18 protein-coding genes and 1 other RNA gene are annotated in these 22912 nt (G+C 45.8%); 10 read left to right on the forward strand and 9 right to left on the reverse strand.

The features are described from left to right. Positions 1–103: 103 nt before the first annotated feature. Positions 104–1006 (reverse strand): KPN_02809 family neutral zinc metallopeptidase, encoded by a 903-nt coding sequence (gene ypfJ / locus AC3RV5_RS03990; RefSeq protein WP_489730681.1) that lies wholly within the window; start codon positions 1004–1006, stop codon positions 104–106. A 448-nt stretch (positions 1007–1454) separates the two neighbouring features. Between ypfJ and AC3RV5_RS03995 the strand changes: the two genes are divergently transcribed. The 4 genes from AC3RV5_RS03995 (at position 1455) to istB (ending at position 6430) form a co-directional block, all read left to right on the forward strand. Then, entirely contained in the window at positions 1455–2762 is a 1308-nt protein-coding gene (locus tag AC3RV5_RS03995) for a cystathionine gamma-synthase family protein (protein ID WP_489730682.1), read from the forward strand. A 523-nt stretch (positions 2763–3285) separates the two neighbouring features. Then, a complete protein-coding gene (locus AC3RV5_RS04000; protein ID WP_489730683.1) occupies positions 3286–4092 on the forward strand; it encodes a PEP-CTERM/exosortase system-associated acyltransferase in 807 nt (268 codons plus the stop codon). A gap of 75 nt (positions 4093–4167) precedes the next feature. Beyond that, positions 4168–5661, forward strand: coding sequence for an IS21 family transposase (gene istA, locus AC3RV5_RS04005; RefSeq protein ID WP_489728391.1), 1494 nt, complete (start codon positions 4168–4170; stop codon positions 5659–5661). Then, entirely contained in the window at positions 5654–6430 is a 777-nt protein-coding gene (gene istB / locus AC3RV5_RS04010) for an IS21-like element helper ATPase IstB (protein WP_489728390.1), read from the forward strand. The genes istA and istB overlap by 8 nt, the downstream gene beginning before the upstream one ends. 340 nt (positions 6431–6770) lie before the next feature. Here the strand turns inward: istB and AC3RV5_RS04015 are convergent, their stop codons facing one another. Further along, positions 6771–7289, reverse strand: a complete 519-nt coding sequence (locus AC3RV5_RS04015) for a hypothetical protein (protein WP_489730684.1) — start codon at positions 7287–7289, stop codon at positions 6771–6773. A 344-nt stretch (positions 7290–7633) separates the two neighbouring features. Here AC3RV5_RS04015 and AC3RV5_RS04020 point away from each other — a divergent pair, with 344 nt between their 5' ends. Then, entirely contained in the window at positions 7634–11959 is a 4326-nt protein-coding gene (locus tag AC3RV5_RS04020; protein WP_489730685.1) for an Ig-like domain-containing protein, read from the forward strand. 583 nt (positions 11960–12542) lie between these two features. Here AC3RV5_RS04020 and rpiA read toward each other — a convergent pair. The 7 genes from rpiA to ssrS form a co-directional block, all read right to left on the reverse strand. Then, a complete protein-coding gene (gene rpiA, locus AC3RV5_RS04025) occupies positions 12543–13196 on the reverse strand; it encodes a ribose-5-phosphate isomerase RpiA (protein WP_489730686.1) in 654 nt (217 codons plus the stop codon). A 308-nt stretch (positions 13197–13504) separates the two neighbouring features. Beyond that, positions 13505–14113, reverse strand: coding sequence for a 5-formyltetrahydrofolate cyclo-ligase (locus tag AC3RV5_RS04030; RefSeq protein ID WP_489730687.1), 609 nt, complete (start codon positions 14111–14113; stop codon positions 13505–13507). Continuing rightward, positions 14107–15759, reverse strand: a complete 1653-nt coding sequence (locus AC3RV5_RS04035; protein ID WP_489730688.1) for a hybrid sensor histidine kinase/response regulator — start codon at positions 15757–15759, stop codon at positions 14107–14109. Before AC3RV5_RS04035 ends, AC3RV5_RS04030 begins: the two co-directional genes overlap by 7 nt. Positions 15760–15822: 63 nt before the next feature. Continuing rightward, a complete protein-coding gene (locus AC3RV5_RS04040; protein WP_489730689.1) occupies positions 15823–16758 on the reverse strand; it encodes a nucleoside hydrolase in 936 nt (311 codons plus the stop codon). A 21-nt stretch (positions 16759–16779) separates the two neighbouring features. Further along, positions 16780–17676, reverse strand: a complete 897-nt coding sequence (locus AC3RV5_RS04045) for a ribokinase (protein WP_489730690.1) — start codon at positions 17674–17676, stop codon at positions 16780–16782. Positions 17677–17771: 95 nt separating this feature from the next. Then, on the reverse strand, positions 17772–18182 hold the full coding sequence (locus AC3RV5_RS04050) for a hypothetical protein (protein ID WP_489730691.1): 411 nt from the start codon (positions 18180–18182) through the stop codon (positions 17772–17774). A 121-nt stretch (positions 18183–18303) separates the two neighbouring features. Continuing rightward, positions 18304–18485, reverse strand: a non-coding RNA gene (gene ssrS / locus AC3RV5_RS04055) — 6S RNA. A 296-nt stretch (positions 18486–18781) separates the two neighbouring features. On the opposite strand from ssrS, the gene AC3RV5_RS04060 reads away from it, so the two are divergent. The 5 genes from AC3RV5_RS04060 (at position 18782) to ybaK (ending at position 22753) form a co-directional block, all read left to right on the forward strand. Next, positions 18782–19309, forward strand: coding sequence for a UPF0149 family protein (locus AC3RV5_RS04060; RefSeq protein ID WP_489732094.1), 528 nt, complete (start codon positions 18782–18784; stop codon positions 19307–19309). 14 nt (positions 19310–19323) lie between these two features. Further along, the gene (gene pepP, locus AC3RV5_RS04065) at positions 19324–20655 is read left to right on the forward strand and encodes a Xaa-Pro aminopeptidase (protein ID WP_489730692.1); all 1332 of its coding nucleotides are present in this window, start codon (positions 19324–19326) and stop codon (positions 20653–20655) included. After that, positions 20655–21872: an FAD-dependent monooxygenase gene (locus tag AC3RV5_RS04070; protein ID WP_489730693.1), complete on the forward strand. Its 1218-nt coding sequence runs from the start codon at positions 20655–20657 to the stop codon at positions 21870–21872. Before pepP ends, AC3RV5_RS04070 begins: the two co-directional genes overlap by 1 nt. Before the next feature lie 105 nt (positions 21873–21977). After that, positions 21978–22259, forward strand: coding sequence for a hypothetical protein (locus tag AC3RV5_RS04075; RefSeq protein ID WP_489730694.1), 282 nt, complete (start codon positions 21978–21980; stop codon positions 22257–22259). A gap of 26 nt (positions 22260–22285) precedes the next feature. Beyond that, complete coding sequence (ybaK, locus tag AC3RV5_RS04080) at positions 22286–22753, forward strand: Cys-tRNA(Pro) deacylase (protein ID WP_489730695.1); 468 nt, start codon at positions 22286–22288, stop codon at positions 22751–22753. Positions 22754–22912: the final 159 nt, after the last annotated feature.

A 22912-nucleotide genomic window follows, 5' to 3' on the forward strand; every position in this document is an offset into this window, starting at 1 on the left:
TAGTTATCAAAATTTAAAAGTTAACGTGTGGCCTACAAATATAAAAAGCCAAACTCGCTAAATATAATCCACGAAACGTGCCAAAAAAATAATTTTGTTCAACTTAAAGTTTGGCAGCAGCAAACGTATCGCAAGCGGTTAAGTCCCCAGATGCAAATCCTCGCTTAAACCACCGTGCTCTTTGCTCACTACTGCCATGAGTGAAAGAATCTGGCACAACTCTCCCGCCCGCTTGGCGCTGTAGGGTATCGTCCCCAATCGCTGCGGCAGCTTTTAATGCTTCGTCTATATCACCCGGCTCCAACAGGCCCCGCTGAGTATTAGCATGGAATCCCCACACCCCTGCGTAACAGTCTGCTTGTAGCTCTTGGGAAACAGAAAGACGGTTTACAGTTGCCTGGTTTTTGTTTCGGCCCATCTTTTCCACTTGCTGAGAAATGCCCAATACAGTCTGTACATGGTGGCCCACCTCGTGCGCCAACACATAGGCTTGGGCGAAGTCTCCAGGAGCACCGAATCGGTCGCCCAGCTGATCATAAAATCCCAAATCAATATAAATTCGCTGGTCCGCCGGACAATAAAATGGGCCCATCTCCGCTCTACCGGTGCCACAGCCAGAGCGAGTTTCGCCCCGATACAGGATCAGATCCGGTTCTGTGTAATCTTTACCCAATGTCTGAAAAATTTGCGTCCAAGTGGTCTCTGTGTCGGCCAAAACGACCGACACAAATTGGACTAATGTTTTTTCCTCCTCTGTTTGGACAATGGTTTTTTGTGGATTAACAGTCGGGGATGCTCCGCTTAAAGATGATCCCCCACCTGAGTAAGCCTGAAACAGCCAAGCTCCCCCACCTACCAAGGCAACCACCAACAAGCCTTTAGTGCCAAATAAACGGTGCACAATCGGCACAAGCTGAAAAATGCCCAGTCCAGCCCTGCTGGACACGGCTCGATTACCGCGCCGGTCCTGCACGTTTGAACTTTGTCTCCTGCCCTTCCAACGCATAACCTTAATTCCAAATGTTTATAATGGCTCTGTTTACGCAAAGCTCGTTCCACTATTGCGATTTCGCATCGTCATCATTTTAGGAAATGGAGGCGATGGCCTGCCAGATTATGCATACTTAACTGAATTGGCAGGTGAGTTTATTCAATAGAATGTTTTTTGAAACATAATCCAGAAGTATTTTTTGCGTGGTATCGAGGACTTTTGAAAATGTCCGTAAATGGCACTTTTGAACCCCACAGAATCCATAATGTAACGTCTGCTTAAATCGACTAGGGCGGGTCAAATAGTGTGATATTATTTTGTAAAATACGATTCTTTATTGTCGGTTTACATCTGTGGGACATCTGACGAAGCAGAACATCGGCTGCATGCCCTGATGCTTGGAAAATGCAGGTGTAACAATCAACAACGCTTAAGACGAAACCTATAAAAGGAAGAACAGACAATGACTAACGATAGAAACTACAAAAAAAACAAAATCGGTAATCACGTGCTTAAGCCTGAAACAATGATGATGTCCTATGGTTATGATCCGCAATTATCTGAAGGCTCGGTTAAACCGCCGGTCTTCTTAACTTCCACATTTGCCTACCAAACACCGGAAGAGGGCGAAGAATCCTTCCATATCATGGCTGGGCGTAAGCCCGCACCACAGGGCAGTGTTGGCGGCCTTATCTACAGCCGCTTCAACCACCCCAATGTAGAAATCATCGAAGACCGTCTGTCTCTCTTCGAAGGCTCAGAGTGCTCCGTAGTTTGCTCCAGCGGCATGGGCGCAATCAGCGCCATACTGCTCGCTTACTTGCGCCCCGGTGATGTGATTGTCCAAAGCGCGCCCCTTTATGGCGGCACCGAAACCCTCATCCGCAAATTTCTGCCTGAATTTAACATCGAAACCGGCGAATTCCATGACGGTCTGGACGAGGCGGGCATGCTCACCTCCCTTCGTGATGCTGGCAAAAAAGGCCGTGTTGTCATGGTGTTCGTTGAATCACCAGCCAACCCAACAAACGCTCTCGTTGATTTCGAAGCGCTAAACCGCGTGCTAGATGTCATCGAGACAGAAACAGGTCATCGCCCAATCAGTGTCTGCGATAACACCCTTATGGGTCCCGTCTTCCAACAAGTCGTACCCCAAGGCATCGATATGGCCATGTACTCACTGACTAAATATGTCGGCGGCCACAGCGATCTTGTCGCTGGTGCCGTCTGCGGCAGCCGTAAAATGCTGCGCTCAGTTCGCGCTACGCGCGGCGCTCTTGGCCTCAATCTCGACCCACATACAAGCTGGATGATCTCCCGCTCACTCGAAACCTTAAGTATCCGCATGGAACGCGCTGCCAACAGCGGCCGTAAAGTGGCACAATGGATCGCGGATAATTCCTACATAGGTGCAAAAATCCTCCACCCTGACTTTATCGAAGATAAAGCCTACCAAGCCGTCTATAAGCGCCAATGTTCAGGACCTAGCTCGACATTCTCTTTTGTGTTGGACGTGTCAAAATCAGACGCCTTCCGCCTGATCAACAATTTGTCTATTTTCAAATCTGCCGTCAGCCTCGGCGGCAGCGAAAGCCTCATCTGCCACCCAGTAAGCACGACTCACTCGGGCGTGTCTGCGGACTTGCGTGATAAATTCGGCGTAACCGACGGCCTTATCCGCCTCTCAATCGGTCTGGAGCACCCAGACGATCTCATCGCCGATCTAGATAACGCCTTCTGCGCAACCTTCAAGGATACTAAAACGGCGTAAAACTTTTCTGAAATTAACAGCAAAGCGATGATAACGAATCGAAGAAGCGAGTTTTTGCGTGTTATTGTCATGTCAGCCTAAATGCGGGTACTTGGGCTGCAATCATGAAGCAAAACTGACTATGCGAATAGCTTGTGGCTGACCAAAAAAAGAGATGGGTGACTTAGCTGAATGAAACGGATAGCGGTTGTTAGCCAGTCTGCTATTAACGCAAAGCTAAAATACAAAATAGGCTTTGAATGGCGTAATGACTGGCTTCTAATCGCACCTACTTGTCTGTAATATTTGGTCGTGTTCTCATTTTCATATGTGTCAGGAAAATGCTGAATACGCCACGTGATTGTTTTTGGTTAGCCTGAACATCAAGGCAAGTGTCACCACTGAGCCAAATAAGCTATATTGTAGTTTCCCTTGCATGGCAACGTTCAACCTGGGAGTTAGGGCTATATAGGTATATTTAATGGGGCATGCAAAGGGTGGGCGGCCCTTTCGACCTTTTCCCCAAAATTAATTGGTGGTGTTTGTGGTTAAAAAAAGCAATAAATCGGCAAACTTCAGTATCTCTCGTTTTGTCAAACCCATCATAAAAAGAACTCAGATCTTTGCTGCCAACAAAAAAGCCCATTCTGTGGCCGAGCAATTTGCAGATGCTTTTAAACCGCATATCGCCCAATCCACACAAGCTAAAAAACAGGCCTATAAAATCCGCTATCAGATTTTTTGTGAAGAGCTGGGCTACGAGCCCCATAACGAACAAAAGTTGGAGTCTGATCAATTTGACGATTATTCTACCCATTGCCTGTTGACCCATAATAGCTCGGCTCAAACTGCTGGAACGGTCAGAATAGTCAGACCGGGCAACAATGAACAATTGCTCCCCATACAACAGTTTTTAAGCGACACGATTTACTCGGAAAAAATTCATCCCAATGATTTAAAGCCCCATAAAATATGTGAAATATCCCGATTGGCCGTGGCTCCTGAATTTAGGCGGGCGTGGAAAAAATATTCCCTAAATGATAATGCCAGTAAAACGCATATAAGTGCAGCAGAATTGCGCTGTGTTCCGTTTATTGCCGTTGGTTTGTATTTATCGGTGTTATCTGTGGCACTGCGAGAAGAGATTAATCACTGTTTTGTAATGGTCGAGCCAAGGCTGGCCAAGAGTATGCGTTATATAGGTTTGCCTTTTGAACGCATCGGGCCTGTGGTGCATTACAATGGTAAGCGAGCACCCTACTATATAAAAACTAACCGGGTGCCATTGAAACTGAAATATGGTTTTAGCAAATTATTGCGTAACATTGACGGGGTATTAAGCGACAATTAACTTGATTGGTTGAGCGTCAACTATCTTGACCGGTCGTTCTGTTAAGGTTCGACACTGAAATTCGGAGGGGATTTAGTGTCGGGTAATCACATCACAGAAAGACAAATCAGGTTATATATGAAGTTACGTAAGGATTTCACCCAAGAAGTGGCTACAGCAAAAGTCGGCATGTCAGTTAGCACCGGACACCGAATTGAAAAAGAACGGCACCAACCTAAAAAAGATAAACGAGATTGGCGAACTAGAGCAGATCCGCTTGCACCAATATGGGATCTCATTGTGTTGCCATTGTTAAAACAAGACGCCGAAATAAGTCCTGTTGGCGTGTTTGATCATTTGTGCGAGTTTCATGCGGATGTATTTAGCTCTTCATCGAGACGCACGCTAGAGCGCAGGATCAAGCAATGGCGTCATTTACATGGCGCAGCTAAGGACGTGATGTTTATGCAACATCATGAGCTTGGAAAGCTAGGTATATGCGACTTCACACATGTTACAAGCCCCGTCACGATTGATGCAAAACCCTTTAAACATATGCTGTTTAATTACCGGCTACCCGCTAGTGGTTGGACATTCTCGCAAGTTATTTATGGTGGTGAAAGCTTCGCGGCATTCTCCGATGGTTTGCAAAATGCATTCGCTAAAAGCAAAGGCGTACCTGCTGAGGTGCGCACCGACAGCTTAAGCGCGGCATACAAGAATAATGGTACGGTTGAGGATTTTACTCAGCGCTATCAAGAGTTGATGACGCATTATGGATTTGCTGGCACACGAAATAATACCGGTGTTGCTCATGAAAATGGTGCCATTGAATCGCCCAACCGTCATATTAAATCGCAAGTTGAACAGGCACTAAGAGTGCGAGGCTCGTTCGATTTTAATTGTCGCGCCGATTACGAGACCTTCATTGAAGGCGTGACCAGTCGTCGCAACAAACGCATTGCGGCCAAGTTCGCACAAGAGCAGCGACAATTACACACCTTACCTGCCTATAAGAGCGTCAATTACTCGCAAGAATACGTGCGGGTTACGCGCACAAGCACGGTCAATATCAAACGAGTCATGTATACGGTGCCGTCTAGACTGGTGGATAGTCGACTGAAAGTGCATGTATATGATGATCATATCGATTTACTCTTAGGCCAAGAATTCACCTACCGTTTAGAGCGCGTTTACGCGCCAGGCTCTTCACGTAAACGCAGCGTCAATTACAAACATGTTATTGACGCGCTCGTTAAAAAGCCCAGAGCATTTAGATGTTCACAATGGCGAGATGAGTTACTGCCTAACGAAGACTACCGAACGATATGGCAGTATGTTGAGGCGACAATGAAAGCCGATGATGCCAGCCATTACATGGTTAGAATACTGCATTTAGCGAGTAAAGCAGATAATGAAATGCGGCTAGGTCGCTTTATTACTCACCAGTTAAGCATAAGCCGTTTACCCAGCTTGTTTGACTGCCAAGAACGCTTTAGCACCAAGCCCAAAGACATTCCACAAGTCAACGTGATGCAACACAAACTATCCCAATATCAATCGCTATCGCAAGGAAGTCATCATGAATAGTGCAACCGCTTCATTACCGTTGATGCTAAAAAGCCTCCGCCTAAGTGTGTTTAGAGAGCAATGGGAAACCATCGCAGAAAAAGCGTTACATGACCAATGGCGGCCAGAACAATACTTAAGCGAGTTGTGCCACATAGAGCTGGCGAGTCGCACCGACAAGCGACAATTACGTTATGTAAAAGAATCGAACCTGCCATCAGGAAAGCACTTAGGCGGCTTCGACTTTACTGCCATCGAAGGGGTGAATAAAGCGCGTATGTATGAGCTGGCCGACAATCATGACTGGGTAAAACAAGGAGCCAATTTATTATTGTTCGGTGCCAGTGGCGTTGGCAAAACACACTTAGCCAGTAGTCTAGGTTATAGCCTGATTGAAGCAGGTATCCGTATCAAATTTTACTCAGCCACAGCCCTTGTACAGCATCTGCAAGAAGCAAAACAACTACTGAAATTGCAGGATGCATTAAACAAGCTCGATAAATACCAAGCACTTATCATTGACGATATCGGCTATATTAAAAAAACCGAACAAGAAACCAGTGTTCTGTTTGAACTAATTGCCCACCGCTATGAAAGACACAGCCTAATCATCACCTCAAATCAATCATTCGAAGATTGGGATGAGCTGTTTACCGATACCGCAATGACCGTAGCCGCCATAGATAGGCTGGTTCATCATGCACACATTATTCAATTAGTAGGAGAAAGTTACAGAAGAAAAGCGGCCATGAAAGAAGACGAAGAAAGCAGAAGTAACCGGTCAAGTTAATTGACGCTCAACCGGTCAAAGTAGTTGACGCTCTATAGACGGGGCGTTGTTCCCCGAAGATTAATATCCCCAGAGCACGAGCTGCACTGGAGCCCAAAATGGATAAAGGGGCAGAGTGATTTTCCCATTAAATCACTCCGACCCCTTTTTCGCTGATATGTCTGACAATCAATCAGGGAAATACGTCTAAAAAAACCGATCTATACCCAATCGACCAAATAAAAGAATAGAGGGTGTTTAGACTACCGCGAGCAATACGACTGCTGACATAAAAACGACTGTTGGAAAATAGCCGGATTAACATCAAAAATCTTTATTAAGTAAGACTCTGTAAAGCAAATTACTTGGCTCTGTGGCGCATACCAAAACCAAGCAAAGCCAATACAAACATCACAAAAACTGATGGTTCAGAAACAACAGTTGCCGCGCCTAAACTTAGCTCACCTTCTGTAAAGAACGTCGTGGGAACAGTTTTTATGTCGAATATTTCAAAGAAGTTATCAATTGCTGGATCTAAAGCAAACACATCGTATATTCCAAAAATTCCGATATTTAAACCAGCTACGTCTACGTCAAAGTCTAGGTATTCAATTCCGGCGAATACATCATCTGTGTCGACAACGGCTAAGAACGAAAGAGTATCAGTGACGTTTTCGCCAAAAAAACTAAAAGATTTGAATTCAATAAGTTCTTGCTCGCCAATGGTGCCATTTTCGAATAAATGAACAGTGATTTCACCCACTACACTGCCTTCGAACAGTACATCGTGTGAAATAAGTGTAGCGTGAGACGATAAACTAAAACCGAAGGCCGCAACAGCTAGTGAGGCTGTAAAAATAAATTTCTTTAGGTATGTCATTTTTATTTTCCCAATAAATTAATTAAACGACTACATCATTTTTGATGCTGCCTTAATGAGTATAAACATAATATGTTTACAAAGGTATGGTGAAAGCGCTGCTATTCTTGTAAGCTGCCCTTTAACAATATGTTAAGAGTTTGTATCGATAAGTATGCTTGAACGTAATGTGAATCTTAATGTGTTGATATTATTGAATTTAATTTGTTAATAAGCACAGGGCTTTATTGCATTGTGGAAGCGGTCGAAGCAATTTTTAATTCAATAGAAAATTGAAATAGAATTTAACGTGCCGGATATTGCTAGCTAAAAACAGTAAATCTGGCGATTAGGAGAAGCATGCAATGAAGTTTAAACACGCACTTATGTTCTTTGCCTCCGGACTGTTGTTTCAGCCAACCGTTCAGGCCGTGAATTTGTTAGACGAGAATTTTTTCGGTTTTGAAGGGCCTATCGTTATCGATGGTAGTCCGGCCAACTGGTTTATTGCTGGTGTCGCGCTGCCTACCGTTTATGCTATTGGTACAGAAATGCCTAATACGGGCGCTAATAGTCTTAAATTTAGTCATGAAGGTGGCGTTGCCGTTAACGTTACTGCCTTCTCACCTGCTGGTACTGTGGAGCTTCAAGAGCGCACTGAATACGTGATTTCCATGGATGTATGGATAGAGCCCGGTAGTAAAGTGGGGCGAATTCGTCCAATTTTAGAAAGTCCATTTCATTTCATTACCCCGATTAATTTGGATGATGTTGAACAAGGCCAGTGGGTAAACGTTACCAGTGCTCCTTTTTCTAGAGATGCGGCTTCAGACAACTCTGACCGGTTAAGATTACAAGTCAGATCCGGCGATATGTTAGATGGAACAGGCACACTGTTTGTCGATAATGTCGCAATAGAGGCCTATGAAGAAGGAGCAAATGAAGCGTCACCTGCTCCTTTTTCCAACCGTTTAAGCGATAATTTGTCTGGTTTTGAACCAACAAGCCCTAACTGGTTTCTTGCCAACCCAGCAGGCCCAGGTAGTTTTACCCAGACAAATAATACTGGTGGCGGCACTGACAGGGTGAAAAATGGTGTTGGTGCATTGGTATTTGAAACTGACGCTAAAACGACGGCCTTTAAAACCGCCTTTTCTCCTTTTGGCTCTTTAAATATGCTGCAAGGGGATTTTACGGTTTCAATGGATATCTGGATTGAACCGGGTTCTTCCATTAACGCTGTTCGCGCCATTCTCGAAAACCCATTTACGCAGGTCCAGCCTTTTAACGTAAGTAATGTGGTTAGAGGTCAATGGGTCAGAATTACGTCATCTGTGTTTACGCGTGGGGCGGTTTCTGGCAAAAACGGTGCAGGTGTAGATAACGATCGACTTCGAATACAGGTTCGCCCCGACGATATGGATGATGGTAGCGCCAAGTTTTATATCGATAATGTGTCGGTTCAGGAAAATAATCCTAAAGTACGGTATGTACAAGGTCTTTCTGTTACGCCTTCACAAGCGACTATCTTTAAAGATGTTACAACTCAATTGGCTGTAACGTTAACGCCAGGAAACGCCACAAATCCAAACATCATTTGGAGCTCAAGTGACGGCTCTATTGCCACTGTTGACGACAATGGTGCAGTAACAGGTATCGCCTTAGGCACCGCCACGATTTCAGGTGTGACTGAAGATGGTGGATTTTCTGCGTCAACACAAGTCACGGTTCGTGTATACGAAAACTTCGTTGATGATCCTGGTTTTGAAAGTGGGGCTTTTGAAGGATGGACCGGTGTTTCGGGTCAAGCAATCATCATCAATAATGTCAATAATGTGCGTTCAGGCACTTATGCACTCAGAGTAAACGATAATAACGGAGAAACGGGTTATATCGAACGCGTTGTGGATGGTCTTATCGCTGATACTCGTTATTCGGCCTCTGTTTGGACTAGAGTGGTGCCGAACAACACATCAGCCACCTTTGGCGTTAAAAACTACGGTGGTGTAGAAAAAACCACCGCAATTAACAATAGCCAATATACCCACTCAACCATTAGCTTCAAGACAGGTGAAACCGATACCACCGTAACACTATTTGTTGAAAACAGTGATGCGGCAAACATCTTTATTGATGATGTGGAAGTATTAGTAGAGCCTGTAATCCCGGATCTTTATGATCCTGCGTTTTATGATCGTCATGCCACGACTTATATTGGTCCAATTGATCAAGGTGTATTTTTAAGCCTAATGCAAAAAGTCAACGAAGCGCGTGATTTGCTTTCCGCGAAAATTATCGAAGCTGAAGAAGCCGCAGTTAATACCGATTACGCACAAGTTACCGCACAAACCGTTGATTTGTTCAAAAATTCCTTTGCGCCTTATGATCGTCAGAACCCACTAGCAATTGAAGAAAGATACAATCGTTTGTTTTTCACTCAATTTGATCCTGTTGGTGCTGCTGGCTTGCCATTTGATGAACTGGCTGACAGCTTGATCATCATTGAAACGGCAATCGATGAATTGCAGCAACAAATTGACGGTGAAATTGTCCTGGCAACACCACCTGATTGGGAAAATGGTACCGCGTCAATTGAAGGAAGTAATTACCTGTTGGACGGCAAACCAGTTCTGGCCAGCAAGTTTTTCTTCCAACCTGACGACGATGGATCACTAGAAGCCTTTGGCCAAAATGGTGAAAAATATATTGCTGTGCAAGATTTGGAAGACGGTACTACGGTCAGAGATGTTCGCGTGAACTCCTTTGTTCGCGACCTCGAACGTGAAGTTGAGAAGAATAAATTCCCGATGCAAATCTTTGTCGGTCATATTGTTCCGAACAACAGCCCTTTACGTGATATCGACCCAAGTGCGTTTGGGGCTGGTCATCGTATGTTTACCGATTATGATATTGATAATCCCTCAGTTCGTGGCTGGTTGGGTACGTTGTTTGAAAATCTGGTTGAGCCAAACATCGATATCCTCGGCGACAATGCCCGCGTTTATATGTTGGCTAACGAACCTACCTTTGGTTTTCGTGAAGGCGGCGCTCACTCTGAAGATGGCTTATCAGATTTTACCTTTTCGAAATATGAAGCTTGGTTAGCAGAAAAATACACCACTATTGCAGATCTAAACGCTGTGTATGGTACTGACTTTGCTGATTTTAGTGAGCTTTCAGAAGCTTATGAAATGCCGCTACCTCTTGAATTGCAGGGCGGACCAGTTTGGTATGACTGGAATAAGTTTAACATGAGTCGCGTTAATGACTGGTTTACGTTCCTGCATAACACCGCGCATCAAGCTGATCCGAAAGCGAAAACCCATATCAAAGTATTGGGTGAGCGTTCTATTCATGGTACCTACGCAGACGAAGGTTATGATTTCGAATATATCGCTAAATTAGTCGATATCCCTGGTTCTGACAACCAAATGAACCCACATGATGCTGAGTGGGATGTACGTTTGGATCAGAGCTCCCGTGACCGTTATCAACTGGAATGGCGCAAGCAGGCTATCATGTTAGATTTCAATAAATCGATCGCACCTGACAAACCTTTCTATGATTCAGAATGGCACTCGTTATCCGGAGCCAGATGGCGTGACTTCCATATGACCAAAGAGTATGTACGTGCTGCTTTCTGGTTAGCCGCAACTCAAGGCATGGATTCAACCACCTCTTGGGTTTGGAATAGAAGAGCTGACGGTTCTGTTGATTTGCGTGCGGACTTCGCTGGTACTTCTGCTAATCAACCTATCCAGTTAGATGCATATGGTCGTACCTGGAAAGAAATCAACGCGCACGGTGAAATTTTCATGAACTTGGCGCCCGTTGAAAGAGCATTTATGGTGTACTACAACAAAGACAGCCATATCCAAGACAGCACCTATACAGCTGAAATGTCTAACGTGCACGAAGCGCTTAAGGTAACCAATCTTCCTGTCGGATTTACGACTCCAACTGAATTGGCCAATATTGATAAAACTAAGCAAACCGTGATTGTTCCTCCTACACAGTTCATTTCTAATAAGGATTTGGCAAAGTTAATCGCGTTTAGCCACAGTGGTGGTCGCCTTGTTGTTGTTGGCAGTGGCGATAACTTTGCGAAGACGGAAGTAGGAGCATCAAGAAATCCAAACATGTTAAATGCATTATCAACATTTGCGACGGTCGAATATGCTGAAGTATTCACTATGGCTGCTGCATTTAAGTCAGCACTTGCTTCTGTTGCCCCTGAAATGTCTGCGGGTGTTGAAGTGACTGATGTCGGTGGTAATGTTGCATACGGTGTACTTGCTGAACAATTTAATGATGCCGAAACAAGCGATACATACGTTTCGCTTATTAACGTTAGTCAGCAACCCTTGACCGTTAACTTGACTATTTTTGGTAAAACGCCAGATACAGTGACAGATGTTATCACCAGTCAGGAAGCGAGCAGTGAACTTACGCTCGAGCCTATGGCCGTGAAATTACTAAAACTTAAAGCCGGCCCCGTTCCAGCTCCTGGCGACCTTGATGGTGACGGCGATATTGACTTTGCTGACATAACCAACTTGTCTCGTTTATTACGCAGTGGTCCTGTTATAGACTTGCGTTATGACCTCAATGAAGATGGCGTGGTATCTATATTGGACGTAAGAGTACTTCGCACACTTTGTACTAGAACAAGGTGTTCTACCAGAGGTTAATTAACCCTAAGTAGTTGCCGATAATAAAAAGCGCGCTATGAAAATAGAGCGCTTTTTATTTGTTTGCCCAGCGAAGCTGGCAAACCCGTCCACTTGAAAGATAGGGGAGTCACCCTGAATAAGGGGAAGATAATTCGAATGGCAAGTGCGTCACTGGCTAACGGTGGGGTGTAAAGGAAGCCATAGGAAGCGAGCGATACACAGTGCAAGTGAACCTGTTTCGGCGGGATTGGAGGATAAGCGTGCAAAAATCGCAACGTCCATTACTTAATTTACCTTGTTCACCATACAATGCCATGTAGTTTAGTACCACAGTTACAACTAGCCAGTTAACGTTGTTGCTGCTGGTGTTGTTACTAGTGACGTATCACGGCGCATATTCATCAACGGCACACCAAATCTGGCTGCATAGGTAAGCGGGCACCCTATTATATAAAAACCACCCGGGGGGCCATTGAAACTAAAATATGGTTTTAGCAAATTACTGGGTTACATTGACGGGGCGTTGTTCCCCGAAGATTAATATCCCCAGAGACTATCTTTACTGTCAGTACTACGGCCCAAAAAAAAATCAAACTACAGGTTAACGGGTCACGACGCCCTCTGTCGTTCCTATTAATACTAGATCTGCGCCGCGCTGGGCGAACAAACCGTTGGTAACCACACCCACTATGTTGTTGAGTTGTCGCTCAAGCTCCACGGGATTTAATATGGTCAGGTTGTGTACATCCAAAATAACGTTACCATTATCCGTTACCACGCCCTGGCGATAAACAGGATCTCCGCCGAGTTTGACAATTTCCCTGGCGACGTAGGAGCGAGCCATGGGAATAACTTCAACCGGCAAAGGGAACTGACCAAGCATAGGCACTTGTTTAGTGTCATCTACTATACAAATAAACTGTTTAGCTACCGCAGCAACAATTTTTTCCCGGGTCAAAGCGGCTCCGCCACCTTTTATCATATGTTTATGTTCGGTAATTTCATCAGCACCATCTACGTAGACATCCAGGCGGTCCACCGAATTAAGATCCAGTACCTCAATGCCCAATGATTTCAGGCGTTGAGTAGAGGCATCCGAGCTGGATACTGCGGCGGTCATTCGGCTTTTAATGGCGCCGAGAGCGTCGATAAAATAGTTCACTGTCGAGCCTGTGCCTACACCCACAATTGCATCGTCGGGGATATGTTCAATCGCAGCAAGGGCAGCGGCTTTTTTCTTATCATCTTGGGTCATTTGCAGTCTCAAGTTAGGCATCAATAGGAATAGTATACCTAAGCTCCAGCCAAAATGTAGCTATACCCTTCATCCTTGAAACTGCATATTTGTTTGTTACTCTCATTCACCCCAATCGATAACTGAGGTTGCGCTAACCGGGTTACGCTAACCGGGTTGCGCTAACCGAGTTGCGCTGAGTGGACCAAACTTATGTGGTCTCACTCATTTGTCGCCGTGAAGCAAATTCAATGATTTTGGCGATATGCGATATGCGATATGCGATATCCGATATGCGATATGCGATATGCTATCTATTTGGGACGGTATTAGTCGGTTGAACCAATATAAATATGCCCGGGGGTGATAATTTTTTGCAGGGGGACATCCCAGTGGTTTGCGTTTAACCCCGTTTCGTCCAGCTGACAATCATGGGCTGCACCAACCACCGCCGTGCCAAGACCATCCCGTCTGATAGGGGCAAGGGTACGGTCGTAAAATCCACCGCCCATGCCAAGACGCTGGCCTAGTCGGTCGAAAGCTACCAGTGGCGCCAAAATCATGTCCAGCCGATGTAATGGAATAATATGGTCGCAGCGCAATGCGGGTTCCGCTATACGGTATCGGTTCAACACCATAGCGCTGCGGGCTGTGTATTTAACAAACAACAGGTGACCCGTACAAAATGGATGCAACACCGGTACACATACCTGCTTATTTACAGCCCAGCAATATTCTATTAATAATTGCAGACTAATTTCGCCGTCACTGGCCAAGTAACAGGCAACATGCTCGGCCCGTTGGAAACATTCATCAGCAAGACATTGTTGTAATAGGTCCTGACTGGCTTGTACTTGTTGCGTGGCGCTTAAGCTATTGCGCCTGGCTTTATATAATTGCCGAGTCATATTTTGTAATGAACGTTTGATTGTTAGCAACGATTTAATCCGTTACTGGAGATTGCGCTTGGCAGGTATTTATTCAACACTTTGATTAATTTGACACGCTCTATGGGTTTGGTTAAATAATCTGACATTTGCGTGGAATTATCCGGACCATCCCGGCTAATATGTGTTTGCTCGAATGTATCAGCCGATAGTCCCACCACAGGAATAGCCGGGAATAGCTGTTTGATGCGTCTTGTGGTTTCAATACCATTAATGCCGGGCAAATGGATATCCATAAAAATCAGATCATAGTTGTTTTCGATAACCCGCTTTAATGCCTGTTCACCGCTGTCGGCAAGTGTTATAGCGAAACCCATAGATTCAAAGATGGCCTTTGCGACCTCCTGATTAATCAGGTTATCCTCGACTAACAATATAAGCGAATCGGTGTTAGCCACAAGTTCACTGGGTTCCTGAGGTGGCATATCAGTCACGTTGAGCTGCAGATGGGGTAAGGTGACCTTAAATAAACTGCCCATACCTTCCCGGCTCGACAGGTGGATACTGCCTTGCATTAACTTTACTAAACCCTTGGTGATAGATAAACCCAATCCGGTACCTGCGTGATCTTTAACCTTACCGACCTGTTGAAACTTGTTGAACAACCTTGCCTGATCTGCTTGAGCAATACCTATACCGCCATCTTTAATGGCTAATATCATTTGCCGGTTACTGTTAGCCACGCTAACAGTAACCGGCTTACCTGCGGGGGTGAACTTGATGGCATTACTAATTAAATTGATCAGTATCTGACTGACTTTGGCTTCATCCATAACAAGGTATTCCGCTACATCGTCGTCAATGTGTAAATTGAATTGAATGTCTTTGGCTGCAATTGAAGCGGAAAACATCCCCGCGACTTGCTCAAACAACTTACGGCAGTTCACTTTGCCTAGATGTAATTGCATTTTGCCTTCTTCAATTTTACTCAAATCGAGTACGGCGTTAATAATGCTTAATAATCGTTTGCCGCTGTAATCGATGTGTTCGAGGTAGCGGGTAAACTTGGCGGAAACACTGTGTTGCTGGCTTTCGTCAAGCATCAGTTGGCTAAAGCCAATGATGGCATTTAAAGGGGTGCGCAGCTCATGGCTCATATTCGACAAAAACTCAGTTTTATGTTGATTAGCCTCTGTAAGCTGGCGATTTTTTTTACGTAACTCCAAGTTTGCCATCACAGAACGACCGAGGGTTTCCAGCGCTTGACGTTGTTCAGGGGTTAACGTTTTAGGTTGATTATCTATGGCGCACAGGGTACCGATTGCATACCCCTGGGGAGTAATTAACGGAAAGCCGGCATAAAAGCGGATGTTCGGTTCTGCAGTAACCAGAGGATTATCAAAAAAACGCGTATCTTGCAGGGTATCGCTGACCTCAAAAATATGTTGTTGATGAATGGCGTGGGCGCAAAATGCAATATCTCGTGAAGTTTCTTCAACGTCCAGGCCGACCTTGGATTTAAACCACTGGCGGTCAGGGTCAATCAGGCTGATAAGGGCAATGGGCGTGCAACATATTTCGGATGCGAGCTGCGTCAAATCATCGAATGCTTTTTCCGCCTCAGTATCCAGTACGTCATATTCAAAAAGCGCCCTTAAACGTGCAGACTCGTCAGGTGTAGGTGGAGCAGTTTTCATAGGCTGTTATTTCAACGCCGTATTTCAGTGATACAAATGCGGCGTGAACATCTTTATATAGAATTAATAGGTGTCAAGGTATAACTGGGTCAGCCGTGTCTTGTCAACCTTGACCGCCACATCTATCTGTTGAGCGTTTAACCACAAAGGACTAGTGGTGGTATTTTCGGGAGCGATAATGGTTTGTCCAATCGTCAGTGGGTCAGTTGCCACCCTGGCGTGACCACGCTGGATCTCAAACAAAGTTGGATCCACCAGATGGGCAATGGGCATAGCATCATGGAAAAAACACACTCTGTCTTCGCGGTTCTGAGAATAAAAATCCATGTAAAACTGCGCCGCATCGTGTACAAAGCCACCCAGTTTTGCATTGTTTTCCCGTAACTGCGTCAAAAACTCCGGCTGGAAGGGTAATGAATTGGTGACGTCCAGGCCAAACATAGTTAAATTCCAGGCTGCGCCAAACACGATCTCGGCGGCATAGGCATCATTCCAGATGTTGGCCTCGGCCACAGGGGTCACATTGCCAGGGACAAAGGCTGCACCACCCATAATAGACACGCCTTTTAATAACTTAGGCAATTCAGGCTCCAGACGCAGGGCCAGGGCCAAATTGCCCAGGGGACCAATAGCCACTACCGTGATTTCGCCTGGAAACTGGCGAGCCATATCGATAATAAACTGCGCAGAAGATCGGGGATCCAGGGCTCGTTTCGAAGGCGTTGGATGAATGTTACCGAAACCATCGTCACCATGCACAAAGTGGGCATACTGGGATTGTGGACCTACCCAGGGCATGCCTACGCCTTTGCACACTGGAATATCCTGACCCGCCAGTTCGCACAAGGTCAGGGCATTTTGCGCTGCCATTTCCACCGGTACATTTCCGTAGACTGCGGTTAAACCAAGTACCTCGATATCCTTGCATTGAAAGGCGAAAAAAATTGCCATCGCATCGTCAATGCCAGGATCAGTATCCAATATAATTTTGTGGCTCATAGGTGTCTCATTCGTAAGATATTAACTGTTATGTTTGGCTAAAAAGCGATCAACTTGTTCGGCGTCAGGTATTGATTGCGCGGCACCTAACTGAGTGACCGCGATGGCCGATGCTGCACAAGCCCGAGTCAGGGCCGATTTAGCCGCGCAGTGATCGCTGTAAGCCGATAAGAAAAAGCCGATAAAGGTGTCACCCGCGGCGGTGGTGTCTATGGCATCTACCACAAAGGCTTCGACTGTTATTTTGTTGTCTTTTCTGAGCATGCAGGCACCCCTTTTGCCCAAGGTAATAATCACCTCGGTCGTGGGCCAGTCCTGGCGGAAATAGGCTTCTATCTGTTCAAGGTCGGTGCAGCCCGTTATTTCTTGGGCTTCGACTTCGTTAACAATTAATAGGTCTATACAATCATGGGGTAATTGTTTCACTGAGGCCGTCATAGGTGCAGGATTGAAGGCGACTTTCAGGCCTTTTGCCTTGGCTTGTTTTAACACGTCATCGATGGCGTTGGTTTCGTTTTGGGTTAATACCCAATCCGGTGACTTGGCATCGTCCAGGGCCTGCATGATGTCCTGGTTGGTTAGTTCATGATTAGCACCACCGAACAATACTATGGCGTTTTCACCAGAGGGGGTAACTTGGATAATGGCATGGCCTGATGGGCTGTCGGTGCAGGAAACATACTTACAATTGATGTTATGTTTGATCATCACCTGCTTGAACGGGGCATCTTCCTGGTTGATTTTACCTACGTGTCTCACGTCTGAACCGGCTTTGGCCAGGGCTATAGATTGATTGGCGCCCTTGCCACCAAGTAAACGCTGGTAATTACTAGAGGCAAGGGTTTCCCCCGGCTGCACAAAGTGCTCAACTTGATACACATGGTCCACGTTAATAGAACCAAAATTAATAATGGCCATAAAGGATAATCCCCAGTGTTATTATTACTTTTGCCATTATTCTAACCGAGTATTAACCAGGATAAACCTAATAAGTGAAAATTTTGGTGTTCTTTTTAGGCAAAAAAGTCGCGCAAGCGTTTCAATAGTGGTTCTTTTGAAACAAAGGGTTCTTGATTGACAGCAAACAACCGAATTGAAACTGTCGCGCCGTGTCCCCACGGCCACCAAGCTAACATGACCTGAAATGGCTCTGTGCTTTGTACGGCAAATAGTTTTTGGCTTTTATTGATTTTGGCGTATTTTGCGGCCAGATGGGTGATCAATTGTGGGGCTCGTTTCACGCTTTTTGCGTCCCATTCGACAGCCATGTGCTGGCGGATAATCGCGAGAATAAGGGGGGTTTTATCGGCGGAAAACTCAGCCAAGAGGGCCTGATTAAAGCCGTCGTATTTCCATTTTACGATCTCATCCAGGGCCTGAATAAGCGCACTGCCGTTGGCGCGAATATGTTGTTCGTGATCCATATTTTTCATTTATCGTGTGGTTAACAGACCCGGACACCCCAGGCTGTTGAAAATCAACGAGTTTATGTCCACTGAGCAAAAGTGGCTAAACATAAATTAGTCAAGGATCTCAAGTAAGGGGGTGTCTCCCAAAATGCCGCTGTCTAGTGTTCGCCCGTGAACCGAAAGTTCAGGGCGGAAGTATCATCATTGCCGCAGGCTCCTCGATACGAGCCGAGTTTGCACAATAGCAGTGGAATCAACTTCCTAGGTAAAAAGCATCGGCCAGGGACATAACTAAACTGGCAAACATTCCAGGAGACATAGAAAACTTTCAAATTGTACGCAATACCATGATGACCATAACACGGCAATCGTTCGCTGGCTGCCAAAACGTGGTAACTATTAGCTAAATAACCGGCATTTTCTCATGTGCGATGTCATGCTGGCCGACATTATAATATGTTATGGCTGGGATATATACCTCTCAGATTTGTGTTTTTATCTAATATAGGCATTGCTGGGCATGCCTTATGGACGATGCTAGAATTAGACGATCCACTAAATGAGACTATCTCTTGAACAATCAAAATCAACAGTTTGAAAATTTGACGGCGTTAATGGAAAGACACAATATTCTGGCCTCAGCCGCAGAAATACAAGGCATGTTTTGTGGCATGCTTGGGGCGGGTATGGCCCTTGAATCCCAAGATTGGTTGGAGCCTATCGCTGATTTTATTCATCAAGGGGAAATATTGCCAACGGATATCCAGCAAGAATTCAGACGGCTGTATGACTCGACTTGCCAGCAATTGGTGGAATCAGATTTTGCCTTGGTGTTATGTATGCCTGATGACGCCTCGCCAATCAATGATCGAGGGCAGGCACTGCTGGGTTGGGTACACGGCTTTATGCTGGGTTTCGGCCTGTATCAGGACGATTTGACAGCCTGTTCGGAAGACGTCAAAGAAGCCCTGGAGGATTTCTCCGAAATAGCCCGTATGGACGAAGAAATGGTCGAGGGTGAAGATTCGGAACACGCCCTGTTTGAAGTGCTGGAATATGTCAGGGTGACCGCAATGTTATGTTTTAACGAATTAGGTAAATCTCCTGAGCAACAACAAAATCAGCCAAAAACTGTGCACTAGGGCGGTAGACTCAGATGTTCGATAAGGATACATTTCAGTATCGCCGCCAAACTTTGCTTAGCCGGATGCAACCCAATAGCCTTTGTCTCGTCCCGGGCGCTAATTTACAGGTCCGTAGTCGTGATACCCATTATCCTTTCCGTCAGGACAGTTATTTTCAGTATTTAAGCGGATTTCCAGAGCCACAAGCCTACCTGGTGTTATCCAATGCCGAGAAATTCCCCAACGGGTTGTGTATTTTATTTTGTCAGAGCAAAGATCCCCAAAACGAAACTTGGCAGGGTCGACGTTTTGGTCCCCGTGAAGCTAAAAAACAGTTTGGGCTGGATATGGCGTTTGGCGTGGACGAACTGGAAGACAAATTACCTGAAATTATGCAGGGGCATGAACATCTGTATTTTGCTCAAGGCGAATATGGCGATGCGGACGGCTTAGTTTTTAGTTGCCTGGAAGCTATGCGTGAAGCGCCCAAACAACAAATGCAACCGCCGGGCAGCATAAACGATGTGCGGCCGTTGCTCGACGAAATGCGCCTGTTTAAGTCATCTGGCGAGATCGCGCTGATGGAACAAGCCGCGCGGATTTCAATGGGGGCGCATCTTAGGGCTATGAGCTTTACGATGCCAGGGCACTACGAATATCAGCTGGCGGCAGAGATCCATCATGAATTTGCCATGCATGGAGCGTTGCATCCGGCTTATGGCACAATAGTCGCGGGAGGCAAAAACGCTTGCATCCTGCATTACACCCAAAACAGTCAAGTACTTCAGAGCGGGGATCTGGTATTGATTGACGCGGGCTGTGAATGGCAAGGTTACGCTGCGGATATCACCCGCACTTTTCCAGTGTCCGGTAGCTTTAGTATTGAGCAAAAATTGTTGTACCAATTGGTGCTGGATGCGCAATTGGCGGCCATTAAATGGCTCATTCCGGGCAATACCCTCAAACAAGCCACAGACTGCGCCATCGAGGTTATTACCCAGGGACTGATTAACCTGGGATTGTTACAAGGTGAGGCGAGTCGCAATATCAGGCAGCAGAGTTACCGACAGTTTTTTATGCACGGGTTATGTCATTGGTTAGGATTAGACGTGCATGATGTGGGGGGCTATAAGGTTGCGGATCGGGACAGACCCCTGGAGATAGGCATGGTACTGACAGTTGAACCTGGTATCTATATTGCCCAGGATGCCAAAGTAGACCCCCGTTGGTGTGGTATAGGTATTCGTATTGAAGATAATCTAGTGGTCACTGCCACCGGGCACAAGATCCTCACCGCTGGCGTGCCTAAGCAGATTGCAGAGATAGAAAAACTTATGGCAGACAAAACAAGGTTGGCAGGTTAATGCAAAGTTATGATGTGGTAATAGTGGGCGGCGGCATTGTGGGCCTTACTTTGGCCCTTGCCCTTAAATCCAGCGAATTGTCGGTGGCACTGATCGACAGCCAGACCGGGGACGAACCTTTGTCACAACAGCCAGAGCTGCGGGTCAGTACGTTCACACTGGCCAGTGCACAAGTACTGCGCAACCTTGGGTGCTGGCAAAATCTGGATTCTCAGCGCATGTTGGCTTATGAACACATGGCCGTATGGGATCAGGACAGTTTCGGCAAAATCCAATTTTCACATCAAGATGTCGAGCAACCCTATCTGGGTTATGTTATCGAAAATAAATTAGTGCGCCGCAGCTTATGGCTAAAAGCCGCCGAAGCACAGCACATTGCTATATTCGCCCCCCACAAGATAAGCAAACTGGTTTTTGGCCAACAGGAAAGTTTTATTAGCTTGGAGGATGGCACCATGTTGACGGCCAGGTTAGTGGTGGGAGCCGACGGCGCCAATTCCTGGGTGCGTCAGCAGGCGAATTTTCCGTTGACCTTTTGGGACTATGAACATCAAGCGATAGTGGCGACCATTAAAACCCAGTTACCTCACGGCAAAACTGCCCGTCAGGTATTTACCGCCAGCGGACCCCTGGCATTTTTACCCCTGTGGGATGACCACCATTGTTCTATCGTCTGGTCCCAACAAGATAGCCAAGCCAGTCACTTATTAGCCCTCAGTGACACTGACTTTAACAAGGCCTTAATGGCGACCTTTGATAGCCAGTTGGGTTTATGTGAGCTGGTCAGCGAACGGCGAAGTTACCCCCTAACCATGCGTTATGCACGGCAATGGGTAAAAGATCGGGTAGTCTTAGTCGGAGACGCGGCGCATACCATTCACCCTCTAGCAGGACAGGGGGCCAATCTCGGTATTCTTGATGCCGCAGCCCTGGCTGAGCAAATCATCGTTACGGTGGAACAAGATAAAGATTTTGGTTTAGCCAAAAACCTGCGCCCCTATGAACGCTGGCGTAAGACGGAAACGGTGAAGATGATCGCCACCATGGAATCATTTAAACGGTTGTTTGCCGGTGACCATCCGCTGAAAAAACTGGTGCGGGACATAGGTTTAGATGGGATCAACAAACTTCCTGTGGCTAAACGCATGATTATTCGCCATGCTATCGGTCTTGACGGCGAGTTACCTAAATTGGCGACCCGTACGCAAGTGGTATGATAATCATCAACGTCAGTCCGAATTAATAACCTAAATCTTCCCGACTTATCTTATGTTGGGGGATAACACCGCCTGATTAGGCACTTTTTTGAAAAGGAATTTATTATGTTAAAATCCATATTTTGTCTGCCCGTGGCAATTTTATTAGCGGGTTGTGGCGCTACGTCACCTCCACCCTATGAAAAAGAAAAAGCACCAGAAGATCGTGAGTATGAACAGGGCGCCACTGGTTTAGTTCAGCAACAAAAAGATCAAAATATTATTATGAAAAAAGAGATGTCAGAGCAGTGCGAACAAGCCCGGCTGGATTTGGCTGTAGCGGAATCGGAAGGGCAAACCGACACGGTCGAGCATTTCAAGTCGGTGATTAAACAAAGCTGCAAATAGCGGTGTAAAGTGAAAGACCTAAAGTCATGACGCCAGCAATTAACTTATTAATAAAACAGAAAATAAGTCATCAGGTACTGCAGTACGAGCATGATGCAAACGCCGACTCTTTTGGTCTGGAAGCGTCTGAAAAATTGGGCTTGGCGGCACATCTTGTGTTTAAAACTTTAGTGGTGCAGTTCGATACCCAACAATTATGTGTGGCTATTTTGCCGGTTGATAAGATGCTCAGCATGAAGCTTATTGCTAAAGCCGGTTTTGCCAAAAAGGCACATATGGCAGATAAAGCACAGGTGGAGCGGGTAACAGGCTATGTGCTTGGGGGCGTCAGTCCCCTAGGGCAGAAAAAACGGTTAGTGACTTTCATTGATGAGTCCGCGGCAGCCCTTGTCACTATGTACGTAAGCGCGGGTAAACGGGGCCTGGAAATCGCTGTCGCCCCGCAAGATCTTAGGCGTGCGTTGTTCGCAAAATTCGGACATATTTGCCAATAACCCCATTGACATTGATGAGCCAATTTAGGGGGTAATTGCGAGACCTGCATTCAATCCACATGAGTGTGTTTGACACCCGCTAATATTTGGTTATCGAGAATAAAGCGTAAATCATCGCATAATGAACCATGTGAGTAGGTCTAAGTGAATGCAGGTACA

Source organism: Paraglaciecola sp. IT1134 (assembly GCF_058068185.1).

What these genes read in the sequence shown, in the direction of transcription:
- ypfJ (WP_489730681.1), bottom strand. Translation starts at nt 1,006, where the DNA reads ATGCGTTGGAAGGGCAGGAGACAAAGTTCAAACGTGCAGGACCGGCGC.
- AC3RV5_RS03995 (WP_489730682.1), top strand. Translation starts at nt 1,455, where the DNA reads ATGACTAACGATAGAAACTACAAAAAAAACAAAATCGGTAATCACGTG.
- istB (WP_489728390.1), top strand. Translation starts at nt 5,654, where the DNA reads ATGAATAGTGCAACCGCTTCATTACCGTTGATGCTAAAAAGCCTCCGC.
- AC3RV5_RS04015 (WP_489730684.1), bottom strand. Translation starts at nt 7,289, where the DNA reads ATGACATACCTAAAGAAATTTATTTTTACAGCCTCACTAGCTGTTGCG.
- AC3RV5_RS04020 (WP_489730685.1), top strand. Translation starts at nt 7,634, where the DNA reads ATGAAGTTTAAACACGCACTTATGTTCTTTGCCTCCGGACTGTTGTTT.
- rpiA (WP_489730686.1), bottom strand. Translation starts at nt 13,196, where the DNA reads ATGACCCAAGATGATAAGAAAAAAGCCGCTGCCCTTGCTGCGATTGAA.
- AC3RV5_RS04035 (WP_489730688.1), bottom strand. Translation starts at nt 15,759, where the DNA reads ATGAAAACTGCTCCACCTACACCTGACGAGTCTGCACGTTTAAGGGCG.
- AC3RV5_RS04040 (WP_489730689.1), bottom strand. Translation starts at nt 16,758, where the DNA reads ATGAGCCACAAAATTATATTGGATACTGATCCTGGCATTGACGATGCG.
- AC3RV5_RS04045 (WP_489730690.1), bottom strand. Translation starts at nt 17,676, where the DNA reads ATGGCCATTATTAATTTTGGTTCTATTAACGTGGACCATGTGTATCAA.
- AC3RV5_RS04050 (WP_489730691.1), bottom strand. Translation starts at nt 18,182, where the DNA reads ATGGATCACGAACAACATATTCGCGCCAACGGCAGTGCGCTTATTCAG.
- AC3RV5_RS04060 (WP_489732094.1), top strand. Translation starts at nt 18,782, where the DNA reads ATGGAAAGACACAATATTCTGGCCTCAGCCGCAGAAATACAAGGCATG.
- pepP (WP_489730692.1), top strand. Translation starts at nt 19,324, where the DNA reads ATGTTCGATAAGGATACATTTCAGTATCGCCGCCAAACTTTGCTTAGC.
- AC3RV5_RS04070 (WP_489730693.1), top strand. Translation starts at nt 20,655, where the DNA reads ATGCAAAGTTATGATGTGGTAATAGTGGGCGGCGGCATTGTGGGCCTT.
- AC3RV5_RS04075 (WP_489730694.1), top strand. Translation starts at nt 21,978, where the DNA reads ATGTTAAAATCCATATTTTGTCTGCCCGTGGCAATTTTATTAGCGGGT.
- ybaK (WP_489730695.1), top strand. Translation starts at nt 22,286, where the DNA reads ATGACGCCAGCAATTAACTTATTAATAAAACAGAAAATAAGTCATCAG.